Genomic DNA, 12,868 nt, shown 5'->3' with positions numbered 1-12,868 from the left:
CTCAGGTTTCATTGGGTCTCGGCCAGCTGTTCCGCCACTTCCGGTTCTGCCTTGAAAGGCCGAAGAGCCTGGCCACTGCCATCAAACACATGCACCAGTTCGGGCTCCGTGGTCGGTGTCACGCGCTGCCCGGTCTGAACATCGCAAGGCACCGGTTGGCGTACAATCATGAGCTCTTCCATGCCAGGCAACTCAACATAGACATAAGCCTCGTTTCCGAGATACTCAACGTTGACCACTTCGAGGCCGTGATCGGGCCCTGAAAGCGCCAGACGGAAGTGCTCTGGGCGAACACCCACGGTCACCTTGTCGCCAGGTTTCAGGGCGGACGTATCCCGGTTGACGGTCAACGCTCCCAGGCCACGGATCTCGATGGTGGTTTTAGACGCGCCAGCTTCCCCCTCAACCGTGCCAGGCATAAGGTTCATTTTCGGCGAACCGATGAATCCCGCCACGAACAGGCTGGCCGGCGTTTCGTAGAGCTCGTAGGGTGTACCCACCTGTTCGATGTTGCCGCCGTTGAGCACCACAATCTTGTCAGCGAGGGTCATGGCCTCAACCTGATCGTGGGTGACGTAGATCATGGTGGACTGCAGCCGGTCATGGAGCTTGGCGATTTCGGTGCGCATCTGCACCCGCAGGCTTGCATCAAGGTTGGACAGCGGCTCATCGAAGAGCATGATCTTGGGTTCCCGGGCCATGGCCCTACCAATGGCAACCCGCTGGCGCTGGCCGCCGGACAACTCCCGGGGTTTGCGGTCAAGCAACTTCTCCAACTGCAGGACCTCGGCGGTTTTTTCCACCCATTCCCGAATTTTGCTCTTGTTCGCCTTGCCCAGTTTGAGGCCAAAGGCGATGTTCTCATACACCGACATGTGGGGATACAGGGCGTAGGACTGGAACACCATGCCCACACCCCGCTCTTTCGGTGACTGGTCAGTGACCACTTCCCCATCTATTTCGATATCCCCGCTGGTGGGGTCCTCCAGCCCGGCAATCAGCCGGAGCATGGTCGACTTACCACAACCCGAGGGGCCGACAAAGACCACGAATTCGCCGTCTTCGATGCGCAGGTTTACGCACGGCAGAATCTCAATCTGTCCAAAGGTCTTGTTTATATTTTTCAGTTCCACGCATGCCATGGTGGAGACTCCTCTGTTAATCGCCCGGTCCAGGCCGGGCGCCGCGACAATTTTTACAACTCTGCAAATAAAGCCTGATATGGTGGCAGGACAAGGTCGCCGCCATCGATAAAGCCGGTAAAGCCATGACCGGTTGCAACCCGGTCAATATCACAGGGCACCGGGAGTCGAAGCTCCTGGCCGGTAACATTGAGCGCCACCAGCATGGACTGTTCCTCAGCCCTGCGAACCCAGCAAAGCGCATCGCCCGTGTTCTCAATCAGCTCCAGCTCACCCTGAACCAGTGCGGGCTGTTTCTGGCGCCAGCGGATCAGCCGACGAACGCTATTAAGGGTAGAATCCGGGTTGTCTTCCTGACTCTGAACCGACAGCTCGAGATGGTGGCGGTCCACCGGCAGCCAGGGCGTGCCCGTGGTGAAGCCACCGTTGGCTTCCGGGGTCCACGGCATGGGGGTACGGCAACCGTCCCGGCCCTTGAATTCCGGCCAGAACTCGATGCCGTAGGGATCCTGCAATGCCTCGAAAGGCACCCAGGCTTCCGGCAGACCGAGCTCCTCACCCTGGTAGATGCACACGCTGCCGCGAAGCGAGAGCAGCAGGGCCATAAGCACGCGGGCGTAGGCGTGGGGATCCTCCGCATGCTCACCCCAGCGTGAGACCACCCGCACCACGTCATGATTGCTCAGGGCCCAGCAGGCCCAGCCATCGCCAAGGCCGTCCTGGAAACGGCCCACCACATCGCGAACCCACTCCGGGCCATGCTGGTCGGAAAGCAGGTCAAAGGAATAGGCCATATGCAGTCGGTTGCTGCCCCGGGTGTACTCGGCCATGCGCTCGAGTGGCCGGTCATCTCCGATCTCGCCCACCAGGGTGGTATCCGGAAACTCGTCCATCAGGGCACGAAGGTCCTCCAGGAACGCCAGGTTCTCCGGCTGGCTGAGATCATGAACGTGGCGCTGATAGGTGTACGGATTGACGCCCTTGGCCACGAAGGTCTTGTTCTCACCAGCGGGAACGGCGGGGTTATTCTCCAGTCCCTGGCTGTGGTAATAGAAGTTCACGGTGTCCAGGCGGAAGCCATCCGCTCCCAGCTCCAGCCAGAACCGCATATTGTCAAGCTGTGCCTGGCGCACATCCGGGTTATGGAAGTTCAAATCCGGCTGGCTGGCCAGGAAATTGTGAAGGTAATACTGGCCCCGGCGACTGTCCCAGGCCCAGGCACTGCCACCAAAAATCGACAACCAGTTGTTGGGCGGGGTGCCGTCAGGCTTTGGGTCAGCCCAGACAAACCAGTCAGCTTTCGGATTATCCCGGCTGGAACGGCTTTCCTCGAACCACGGGTGATTCTCGGCCGTGTGGCTGAGCACCTGGTCAATGATCACTTTCAGGCCCAGCCGATGGGCTTCGACCACCAGAGCGCGGTAGTCGTCCATGGCCCCGAAAATCGGGTCAACCCCCCGGTAGTCAGAGACGTCGTAGCCGAAGTCTTTCATGGGCGAGGTGAAGAACGGAGACAGCCAGATAGCGTCCACGCCCAGGGAGGCGACATAGGGCAGTTTGCGGGTAACGCCCTTCAGGTCGCCAATGCCATCCCCGTTGCTGTCAAGAAAGCTGCGGGGATAGATCTGGTAGATAATGCCACCTTTCCACCAGGGCTGTGACTGGATCATACAATAACTCCTCAATTAACCTTTCACCGCACCCGCCGTGAGGCCGGATACGATACGACGTTGGAAAATCAGCACCAGCAACACCAACGGCACCGTAACAATGACAGACGCCGCCATCAGGTTGCCCCAGGGCAGCTCGTACTGGGAGCCGCCGGTCAGCAGGGCAATGGCGACAGGCACCGTGCGCTGGTCGTCGGTGAGTGTGAAGGTGAGTGCAAACAGGAACTCGTTCCAGGCGGCGATAAACGCCAGCAGGCCTGTTGTGGCCATGGCTGGCCACATCAGCGGGATAAACACCTTGAACAGGGTGGTCATGGGCGAGGCACCGTCAACAATGGCTGCCTCTTCCAGCTCCTTCGGCAACTGCCGCATGAAGGTGGTCAGAATCCAGACCGTAAACGGCAACGTGAAGATGGTGTAGGAAAAAATCAGCGCCAGCGGATTGTTGTAGAGATCCAGCACACGAATCACCTCGAACAGGCCTGACAGCACGGCCACCTGCGGAAACATCGACACCCCGAGCACAATCATCAGCACCGCACTGCGGCCCCGGAACTGCACCCGACCCAGGGCATAGGCGGCTGTCAGGCCAAATACCATGGCAATGATCACCGTGGCGAAGGACACCAGTACAGAGTTCCAGATACTGCCCACAAAGGAGCCGTCACCAATCACCGACAGGTAATTGGAGAAATCGAAGGAACTCACCCACCAGGTCACATCGAACAGTTCGGAACCACTCTTGAACGAGGTCACGATCGCGTAATAGAACGGAAACACCGTGAACAGGAGTATCCCCGCCAGCAGGACAGCGAAACCGGTTTTCGCCGCGATTTTCTTAAGCAGTTTGCGGTTCATGCCTCACCCCCGATCTGTTTGCGGCCAAGATAGAGATAGCTGATGGTCAGCAGGGCGATGATCAGGAACAGCACCGTGGAGGCCGCCGAACCGTATCCGACATCCTGGAATTCCACCAGCTGTTGTCGGGCGTAGACCGACATGGACATGGTGTCCGCACTGTTGGATGTCAGCACGTAAATCACATCGAACACCCGCAGGGCATCGAGTACCCGGAAAATAATGGCGACCATCAACGCCGGCAGGATCAGCGGCAGGGTGACCTTGAAGAACACCCGGACCGGGTGAATCCCGTCCACTTTTGCCGCCTCATAGCAGTCCGAGGGCAACATCTGCAGGGCCGCCAGCGTGAGCAGGGCCATAAAGGGTGTGGTTTTCCAGACATCCACCATGATGACCGCCCACATGGACAGATCCGCGTTGGCCGTCCAGTTCAGGGGCTCGGCGATCAGGCCGATACCCATCAGCATCTCGTTGATGATCCCGAACTGGTCGTGGAGCATCCAGCCCCACATCTTGGCGGACACAATGGTTGGCACCGCCCAGGGAATCAGCGTGGCTGCCCGAACCCAGCCCCGCCCCCGGAACTGGGCGTTCAGGGTCAGCGCGATGATCAGACCCAGCACGGTCTCCATGCCTACCGACACCACCGTGAAGAACAGCGTGTTCCAGACCGCATTCCACCAGGTCGGGTCGGCCAACACGCCATACCAGGCGCCGTTGTCGTACACCAGGTAGTTCTCGAAGCCCACCAGGCCGTATTCACTGATGTTTGAGAAGCTGGCATCGGTGAAGCTGAACCAGATGGTCCGCATCAGTGGCCAGCCCGCCACAGCTGCCAGCACAACCAGCATGGGAATCAGGAACAGCCATGCCGCCCGCAGGCGCTGGCGGCGCACCCGGCTGGCTTGCCGTTTGGCGGGAAAGGCCCGGGCCGGCGATTTGCCGCCCGCGGCCGTTTCTAAAGGTGCCGGAGTGGTATGAGCCATGGCCGGTTACCAGCCCCGACGGCCAAGACGCTGAAGCTGACGCTCCAGACCATTCAACGCCTGCTCCGGCTCCGCCTCGCCAGAAAGCACCTGATGGGTGGCGTTGAAGAACGCATTGCTGACCCGGCCATAACTGTCCCCGGTCACTGATGACGGCCTGGGCACGCCGTTCTTGAAGGTCTCGAACAGCTCGCCGAAGAAGGGCACGGCCGCAAGAACCTCTCCATCTTCATACAGTCCCGGAATCGTGGGGTTATAGCTGCCCTGGATCGCCCGGCGTTTCTGCTCTTCATAGCTGGTGAGGAATCGGACCAGATCTGCCGCCTCGTCCTTGTTGGCGGAGTAGCGGGAAACCGCCAACTGCCAGCCCCCCAGGGTGCCTGCGTGGCTGCCCTGTTCACCACCCCTGGGCAGTGCCACAACACCGACCTTGTCCTTGACCGGGCTGTCATCGCTCTGGGCCAGACTCCAGGCGTAGGGCCAGTTACGCATGTAAAGCGCATTACCGGACTGGAACACGCCCCGTGCCTCTTCCTCGGTGTAGTTCAGCACGCTACGCGGGGAGATATCGTCAATCCAGGTGCTGGCCAGCGTCAGCGCTTCCCGGGCCTGAGGATTGTTGATGGTGACATTGCCTTCGGCATCCACCACCGTGCCGCCGTTGTGGGAACTGACCCACTCCAGGGCGTTACAGGTAAGACCTTCGTAAGCCCGGCCCTGCCAGACAAACCCCCAGAAGCGGTCGTTACCGGCTTCACGTTCGCCTGACATGACCACACGGGCGGAATCGGTAAGCTGTTGCCAGGTTTCCGGAACCTCCTGATCGTACTTGTCCAGAAGGTCCTTGCGGTAATACAGCACACCTGCATCGGTAAACCAGGGCATCGCCACCAACCGGCCATCCACGGTATTGTTCTGCACAAGGGACTCAAAGTGGGCATCCTCGGCACCGTTGGTATGCTCCGAGAGGTCTACCAGATGCTGTGCCAGCATACCCGGCCAGACCACATCAATCTGGAAGATATCGACATCCCTGGATTGGGCCGCCAGCAGTTGCTGGTACAGGGAGAGTCGTTCCGTGGCTGAGTTGGGCGTGGACACCACCTTCACCTCGTGGCCGGTCTGATCCGCCCAGGCCTGGGTGCCCTCCTCACAAAGCTGCTTCTCGGCACCCACGGCACCACAGGAGATGGTGATGGTTTTGGCCTGCACGCCGCCAGCAAGGGCAAAAGCCGCCAGGCTGCCGGCCATCCACAGGTTACGATTGAATCTGGACATGTTAGTCACCTCGGTTTGTTATTGTCGGTTTCAGAACCAGATTTCCATCTGCGTACCAAAGGTCCACTGACCACTGGTAAAGTCTGTTTCCGCGTCACCCAGAGCGTCGCCGCTGGCATAGCCGTCGAGCTCGTCATCCCAGGTTGAGTAGCTGGCGAACACCCTGATCTCCGGCCGATTCCAGAAGCCGCCGACCTGGGGTTTGAAAGTGGGCGCCACGGTAAACCGGGAGTAGTCACCGTCAACCGCATTCCGACCGGCATAGCCCAGCGGGGTGATATCCATGGTCTGCCAGGAAGCTTCGTACTGCATTTCAAAGTTGCTGCCGATCTCGTGGGCCAGCCGGGTATTGAACGTCAGCCACTGGTACTCATCTCCCTTGATGTAGCGGTCTTCGCTGGTTTCCGCCAGGATAGCGGGGGCAATGCGCCAGTTCTCGCTCAGGTAAGTGGTACCGTAAATCCCCAGGCGAGTGCTGACCGCATCCTCATGCAGGTCGCCGTCCGCACCGATATTCTTGGCCTCGGCACCCAGGCCCTGGCCATGCATCACTGCCACCTTGAAGTTACCGTCGGACAGGCCAAAGAAGTCACCGCCATGGTAGGCCAGCATGGTGTGGAAACCGGTGTCTGCCGCTTCCTGAACACCCTCAACAACCCGAGTGTCATTGTCCTGGGCATTGATGGCATTGAGCATCAACTGAACATCACCGAAATAGTTATTGGCCGTGAGGATCAGGCTGTCGGTGCTTGAAGTCTCGTCTGCCGTCTGCGGATCTGACGGGAAATCGATAAAGCTACGGCCGTATACGGAAAAGTTGGATTTTACCGACTCAATGAAGGTTACGTCGTAGATACCTGCGCCAGTGCCGGCCAGGAAGATGAAATCACTGTCGAGCCAGTGAATGTCGAAGTTATCCCGGTCGAACCGTTTACCGGCCCAGATTGCCGAATCACTGAAGATGCCGCTGAAACCGGCAATGTCGCTGAATTCCACATAGGCCTGACGAACATTCAGGGCGCCGTCACCGGCGGTCCAGTCGTTACTGGAGGTGGTGGAATCGGCGATCATCAGGCGATAGTGGGATTTGGTGCCGTTTTCAGCTTCCTGCTTGTAGTTGAGTATTGCCTCAAGATAGGTGTCGGGCTCATTGCCGAGGCGACCCACTGCGCCGCCAACGGAACCGGCAGGCGTGAGGTAGGGTCCGCCCGGGGCACTTTGAAGGTCGCCATTGAGCAACAGGCCGGAGCGGGCGTAGGTGTTGAAAGAAAATCCCTCGGCACCCGTGGCCTGGGGCTCAACTTCAGCGAGCTTTTCTTCCAGTGCAGCCAGGCGTTCTTCCACGCTATCCTGAGCCTGGGCGGCCAGGGACATCGAGACCAGCAGGCCCATAGACACTGCCGCGGCCAGGGGATTACGGATTGGTGCTTTACCAGAAACCATCTGTCGGAACCTCATATTGTTTTTGTAAGGTCTGTTTTTTGATGCAATTCATCTGAAACTTAATGCATTAAGTGGTCAGCTCAAAAAAATCGGACCAGGGTCCGGAATGAGCACTTAAATGATTAAGTAATGACCAAAGATAAAAGCACAGAATAGCTTCTGCAACCTTTCAGAGGGCTTAATTTCAACTTAAATTATGAGATGGGCGGCCGACGGGTTGCCGGCCGCCAAGAATCAGGAATTGCGGGGATCCGTCTCGGCAACCCACGGGTAATCCCGGCGACTGTCCCGGTAGGACAGCAAGCTTTCAACGCCGGTAAAGTCGACAAGTTCCCTGAAATCCAGCCAGTCCACCAGACAGTAGAGGCAGATAGCCGGATAATTCCAGGTTTCGAACTGCCCCTCTTCCGCCATCGCCGCCAGCGTGCGCAACGTGGTCATGATTCGCTCACGCTGGAGGTTATAGAACATCAGGTCCTGGCTGGTATCAATGCCGGACTTTTCCGAGAGCAGCATGGTGACTGCGGAGTCATTGGCCCCGTCAATCATGGTCAGCTGGTTCTCCTGGTCCCAGGTCAGCGGATCGCGGCCCTGCTTGGCACTGATGTAACGGGCGATGATCCGGGAATCATAAATTTCCTGGCCGCCGTCTTCGAGTACCGGGATCTTCAGGGTCGGATTGTTGCGCCGCAGCTGGTCGCGACCTTCGCCATAGATATTGAGATTAATGAATTCGTAGGGCTCTTCATCCAGCAGGATACGAATGCGTCGAACGTATGGTGAAGTGGTGGATCCGATCAGTTTCATGGCTTCTCCGAGGGTTTCACGCTCAGGATCCCAACAGGGATTCAGGGTTGGTGTATGGATGCCCGGTGGCTTCGGCCACTTCCCGATATGTCACCTTGCCTGCGGCAACATTGAGCCCGGCCCTCAGGTGTGGATCTTCCTTCATCGCCCGGTCCGGGCCTTTGTTGGCCAGGGCTGCCACGAAAGGCAAGGTCACGTTGTTCAGCGCCAGTGTCGACGTACGGGCCACGGCGCCCGGCATATTTGCCACGCAATAATGTACCACACCATCAACAATATACGTGGGGTCGTCGTGAGTTGTTGCGCGAGAGGTTTCGGCACACCCACCCTGATCAATAGCCACGTCCACAATCACGCTCCCCTCTGGCATCCGACGGATCATGTCACGGGTAATCAGCTTGGGCGCCGAAGCTCCGGGAATGAGAACGCTGCCAATCACCAGATCCGATTCCGTTACCGCCTGATCGAGGGTCTGAGCCGTGGAAAACAGCGTTGTTACCCGGTTGCCGTAGAGGTGGTCCAGGTGCCGGAGAACCTCCATATTCCGGTCCAGCACTGTCACCTGGGCACCCAGCCCAACCGCCATGGCTACGGCATTCTGGCCGACGACACCAGCACCAACCACCGCGACCCGGGCCGGACTGACACCAGGCACACCACCCAGCAGAACGCCGCGCCCGCCCATGGCTTTCTCCAGGCAATGGGCGCCGGCCTGAATCGACATACGCCCGGCCACTTCCGACATCGGTGCCAGCAGGGGCAAGTGGCCCGCACGGTCAGTGACGGTTTCATAGGCGATGCAGGTGGCTCCGGACTTTACAAGGTCGTCGGTCTGCGCCTTGTCCGGGGCGAGATGCAGGTAGGTAAAGAGTGTGTGCTCCGGCTTCAGCATGGCCCGCTCTTCGGCCTGGGGCTCCTTGACCTTGACGATCAACTCGGCAGTGTCGAAAACCTCCCTGGCAGTCTGACGAATATTGGCCCCCGCCTGTCGATAATCCTCATCTGAAAACCCGATGGCCGCGCCGGCCCCGGTTTCCACAACAACCTCATGATTGTGGCCACACAGTTCATGAACTGCCGCCGGTGTCATGCCAACCCGGTATTCGCGATTCTTGATTTCCCTGGGTACGCCTATTCTCATGGACTGCCTCCAAACCATTCGGAATTCTTGAGTGCCTGAATGCAGTTTAGTCAAGAGGTTACTTCCTGAATTAGCAAGTTCTCCACCGGAGCAACAAAAGCTTCATGAAACGGCAACATCACTTATCGACATTGTCTTAGTGAACATTATTTGGTCAGTCTGGCTTTAACGGATCATCCCGGTTCCGACGCACCAGCCAGTCGCAGGAGGTTTCGGATGGAAGAGACATCGGTATCAACCTTGACGCCTTACGAGATCGAAGAGGTTGGGGGCCTTCTCGATGCCCTGAAACACCTCCGAGATACTGTTACCAAGGACGCGGCCGGACATCGAAACCAGTTGGACAACCTTGATCCCGCCTATGTGGCCAGCGCCAGAAACCTGCTTCACTACCTTTCACTCCGGCAGCACGACATTCGCCCTTTACAACAGAGACTCTCATTATTGGGTCTTTCGTCTCTCGGCCGCGCTGAGTCGTGTGTGCTCCCTACCCTCAATGCAGTCATTCGGGTATTGGCCTCGATTCTGGGACAGCAAAACTTTACTACGGATGAAGAGGACAAAACGACTTCTACAATCGAGGACGGCTCCAGGCTTCTCAGCGATCACGCCGATCAACTGCTGGGGGTCTATCAGTGCGAGCGCACTGTTCGCATCATGGTCACTATGCCGACCGAGGCCGCCCACGACCCGAACATCATTCATCAATTGATGGCGAAGGGGATGAATTGCATGCGGATTAACTGCGCGCATGACAGTCCGGAGATCTGGCAAGCCATGATCCGCAACCTTCGAAGCGCAGAGCAGAGTCATGGGCGGAACTGCCGTATTTTCATGGATCTTGGCGGCCCCAAAATACGAACCGGTGACATTGAGCCGGGAGCGAAAGTCGTCCATGTTCGTCCAAAAAGGGATGAAAACGGTATCACAGTGATCCCTGCCCGGGTTTGGCTTACCTCTTCTGAAAACCCGTCTGTTGCCCCAGAGGACTGTGCAGCCCAATTCCAGGTCTCCGGCAATTTTTTAAAATGCCTCCATCGGTGTGATGAGATCACACTGACAGACGCACGAAAAAAATCCCGAAAATGGACGGTGGTGAATATTACCGAGTCTGGCTGCTGCGTAGAGAGCATCAAGGCTTGCTATGTAAGACCAGGAGTAAAATTACACCTCGAGAACGGAAGGCAGACCCAACGGCTGCAGACAGAAATCCGGGACTTCCCGCCCCAAGTAGGTGTATTGCGCCTGAAGAGGGACGACATGGTTCTGGTAACCTCTGATCCCGTCCAGGGACACAATGAGGAAAGGGACACTGCGGGCAACCTGCTCAAACCGGCAACCATAAGCTGCACCATGCCTACCGTAGTTTCACAGGTTCGCCAAGGCGAAACCATCTGGTTTGATGATGGAAAGATCGGCGGCGTCATTGAGAAGACTGAATCGGACCGGTTCTGGGTACGGATTCGTCATGCGCGCCCGGAAGGCAGCAAACTTCGCAGCGCAAAAGGCATCAACCTTCCTGACAGCCAACTGAACATCAACGCCCTGACCGACGAAGATCTCAGGAACCTTGCGTTCATCGCAGAGCATGCCGACGTCGTGGAGATGTCGTTCGCCAATTCAATTGCAGATGTCCAGCTGTTGCAAGAACAGCTCAAGAACCTCGGCGCAGAAAAGTTGCCAATCGTGCTGAAAGTAGAGACGCGAAAAGGGTTCGAAAACCTGCCGAGGATGTTACTGGCTGCCATGCGTTGGCCATGCTGTGGCGTGATGATTGCCCGCGGAGATTTGGCTGTGGAGTGCGGGTACGAGCGCCTGGCCGAAGTTCAGGAAGAAATACTGTCAGTCTGTGAGGCGGCCCACGTGCCTGTCATCTGGGCAACCCAGGTCCTTGAGAATCTGGCTCGGAAAGGCGTGCCATCACGGGCCGAGATATCGGACGCTGTCATGGCGCACCGAGCGGAATGCGTGATGCTCAACAAAGGCCCTCACATCACTGAGGCGGTGGAGGCTCTGGATAATATTTTAAAACGCATGCAAAGCCATCAAAAAAAGCGGCGGCCCATGCTCAGAGAATTGAAGTTGGCCCATCTGACCACTTGAGCGCGAACACCCCTCACACATTGGTCACTTTTTATTCATTGAATCGTCACGAGAGTCGAACATCCTTGGCGCTAATTCATGGAAATTGAGGCCGGTGGCATATGGACAGTCTGGATCCGGGGTTAGAGGCTCTTTACCTGGAGCGGAAACGACTTCCCCACGAGGCGGTAGCGACACTCGCCGATTGTAAAAATCTGATCCTGGGCATGAGCGCTGCCCAACCGCCCGCCCTGATGGCGGCAACCGCAGACGCGCTGAAGGATCGGCTGATCGGCCCCCTGGCCTTCTATTACCTTCATGGTACCGAAACTCTGCGTGAAACCCTGTTGGCGCCAGACTTACAGGAGTTTGTCACACCCCGCCCCTTGTTTCTGAGCCACTCCGACAGGAACGCAATTGCGCAATCCGAGTCCCCGAACTGGATTGAATTTGTACCGGCCATGCTGCACCAGGCCGGTCGCCTGTTAACAGAGCACATTGATCCCGAGTGCTTTCTCGTGACGGTTTCGCCCATGGACCGCCATGGTTACTTCAGCCTCGGCACCAACGCCGATTACGGCGCCTCTGTCATCCGAAAAGCCAGGAAAGTCATTGTCGAGGTCAATCGTCACATGCCTCGAACCTTCGGTGAGTGCTCCGTCCATATCTCGGAAATTGATCTGATCGTGGAAAACGATCAGCCACTGATCGAGGCCACACCCAATCCTCCAACTGACGTTGACCTCAGAATTGCCGATCAGATCGTTGCTCAGATCCACGACGGCGACACGCTACAGATTGGCGTGGGAGGGGTGCCCAATGCCGTCCTGGCAGGCCTGGCCAACCACAACGACCTGGGTTTACACAGCGAACTGTTTTCTCCGGCAATGATGCCACTGATTCAGTCTGGCGTTCTCAATGGCAAACGGAAAACCTGGATGCAGCACAAGCACGTGTTCACCTTTGCGCTTGGGGACAGAAAGCTCTACGACTTCCTGGACGACAACCCCTCCATCGTTGGATATCCGGCCTCCTGGGTCAATAACCCGGACATTATCCGGTTAAACGAGAATATGGTTTCCGTGAATTCAGCACTGGAAATCGATCTGACCGGTCAGATCAACTCAGAGCAACTGGGTGATCGACCATTCTCGGGAAGCGGCGGGCAACTGGATTTTGTGCGTGGGGCTTACGCGTCCAGAAACGGTCGTTCCTTCGTGGCCCTTCGTTCGACGGCACAAGGCGGAACCGTCAGCCGTGTTGTGCCAAGGCTTCGGGGCGGCACCGTAACAGACCCGAGGAACGACGTTCATATGGTCGTGACAGAACATGGCTGCGTGAACCTCAAAGGCCTTTCGATTCCTCAAAGGGCCAGAGCACTGATCAATATCTCCGATCCGGAATTTCGAGAAAGTCTGGAGCGTGAAGCCAGGACAATCGGACTCCTCTAGGAGATTC

10 protein-coding genes are annotated in these 12,868 nt (G+C 57.6%); 2 read left to right on the top strand and 8 right to left on the bottom strand.

Features of this window, described 5'->3' with window-relative positions:
* Positions 1–8 precede the first annotated feature (8 nt).
* The 8 genes from ACESMK_RS15435 to ald all read right to left on the bottom strand — a co-directional run bounded on the left by ACESMK_RS15435 (position 9) and on the right by ald (position 9,328).
* A complete protein-coding gene (locus ACESMK_RS15435) occupies positions 9–1,142 on the bottom strand; it encodes an ABC transporter ATP-binding protein (RefSeq protein WP_373000692.1) in 1,134 nt (377 codons plus the stop codon).
* A gap of 53 nt (positions 1,143–1,195) precedes the next feature.
* Positions 1,196–2,812 carry an alpha-amylase family glycosyl hydrolase gene (locus tag ACESMK_RS15430; protein ID WP_373000689.1) on the bottom strand — a complete coding sequence of 539 codons (1,617 nt, stop codon included), beginning with the start codon at positions 2,810–2,812 and terminating at the stop codon, positions 1,196–1,198.
* 15 nt (positions 2,813–2,827) lie between these two features.
* A complete protein-coding gene (locus ACESMK_RS15425) occupies positions 2,828–3,670 on the bottom strand; it encodes a carbohydrate ABC transporter permease (RefSeq protein WP_373000686.1) in 843 nt (280 codons plus the stop codon).
* Complete coding sequence (locus ACESMK_RS15420) at positions 3,667–4,659, bottom strand: carbohydrate ABC transporter permease (RefSeq protein WP_373000683.1); 993 nt, start codon at positions 4,657–4,659, stop codon at positions 3,667–3,669. The genes ACESMK_RS15425 and ACESMK_RS15420 overlap by 4 nt, the downstream gene beginning before the upstream one ends.
* Before the next feature lie 6 nt (positions 4,660–4,665).
* Positions 4,666–5,910 (bottom strand): ABC transporter substrate-binding protein, encoded by a 1,245-nt coding sequence (locus ACESMK_RS15415; protein ID WP_373000808.1) that lies wholly within the window; start codon positions 5,908–5,910, stop codon positions 4,666–4,668.
* Between the two features lie 57 nt (positions 5,911–5,967).
* Entirely contained in the window at positions 5,968–7,380 is a 1,413-nt protein-coding gene (locus ACESMK_RS15410) for a carbohydrate porin (RefSeq protein WP_373000680.1), read from the bottom strand.
* Positions 7,381–7,614: 234 nt separating this feature from the next.
* Positions 7,615–8,187, bottom strand: coding sequence for a glutathione S-transferase N-terminal domain-containing protein (locus ACESMK_RS15405; protein ID WP_373000677.1), 573 nt, complete (start codon positions 8,185–8,187; stop codon positions 7,615–7,617).
* A 22-nt stretch (positions 8,188–8,209) separates the two neighbouring features.
* Complete coding sequence (gene ald / locus ACESMK_RS15400) at positions 8,210–9,328, bottom strand: alanine dehydrogenase (protein ID WP_373000674.1); 1,119 nt, start codon at positions 9,326–9,328, stop codon at positions 8,210–8,212.
* A gap of 216 nt (positions 9,329–9,544) precedes the next feature.
* On the opposite strand from ald, the gene ACESMK_RS15395 reads away from it, so the two are divergent.
* Positions 9,545–11,431: a pyruvate kinase gene (locus tag ACESMK_RS15395; protein ID WP_373000671.1), complete on the top strand. Its 1,887-nt coding sequence runs from the start codon at positions 9,545–9,547 to the stop codon at positions 11,429–11,431.
* Between the two features lie 101 nt (positions 11,432–11,532).
* Positions 11,533–12,861 carry an acetyl-CoA hydrolase/transferase family protein gene (locus ACESMK_RS15390; RefSeq protein ID WP_373000668.1) on the top strand — a complete coding sequence of 443 codons (1,329 nt, stop codon included), beginning with the start codon at positions 11,533–11,535 and terminating at the stop codon, positions 12,859–12,861.
* The last annotated feature ends 7 nt before the right edge of the window (positions 12,862–12,868 follow it).

It is taken from the genome of Marinobacter sp. (assembly GCF_041687235.1).
Lineage (GTDB): Bacteria > Pseudomonadota > Gammaproteobacteria > Pseudomonadales > Oleiphilaceae > Marinobacter.
Note: the sequence above shows the minus strand (reverse complement) of the source record. Positions and strands in the feature narration are given on the sequence as shown.

Bases quoted from the DNA above. Each gene is read 5' to 3' on its own strand.
- ACESMK_RS15415 (WP_373000808.1), bottom strand. From the start codon at position 5,910: ATGGCCGGCAGCCTGGCGGCTTTTGCCCTTGCTGGCGGCGTGCAGGCC.
- ACESMK_RS15435 (WP_373000692.1), bottom strand. From the start codon at position 1,142: ATGGCATGCGTGGAACTGAAAAATATAAACAAGACCTTTGGACAGATT.
- ACESMK_RS15425 (WP_373000686.1), bottom strand. From the start codon at position 3,670: ATGAACCGCAAACTGCTTAAGAAAATCGCGGCGAAAACCGGTTTCGCT.
- ACESMK_RS15430 (WP_373000689.1), bottom strand. From the start codon at position 2,812: ATGATCCAGTCACAGCCCTGGTGGAAAGGTGGCATTATCTACCAGATC.
- ACESMK_RS15390 (WP_373000668.1), top strand. From the start codon at position 11,533: ATGGACAGTCTGGATCCGGGGTTAGAGGCTCTTTACCTGGAGCGGAAA.
- ACESMK_RS15405 (WP_373000677.1), bottom strand. From the start codon at position 8,187: ATGAAACTGATCGGATCCACCACTTCACCATACGTTCGACGCATTCGT.
- ACESMK_RS15395 (WP_373000671.1), top strand. From the start codon at position 9,545: ATGGAAGAGACATCGGTATCAACCTTGACGCCTTACGAGATCGAAGAG.
- ACESMK_RS15420 (WP_373000683.1), bottom strand. From the start codon at position 4,659: ATGGCTCATACCACTCCGGCACCTTTAGAAACGGCCGCGGGCGGCAAA.
- ACESMK_RS15410 (WP_373000680.1), bottom strand. From the start codon at position 7,380: ATGGTTTCTGGTAAAGCACCAATCCGTAATCCCCTGGCCGCGGCAGTG.
- ald (WP_373000674.1), bottom strand. From the start codon at position 9,328: ATGAGAATAGGCGTACCCAGGGAAATCAAGAATCGCGAATACCGGGTT.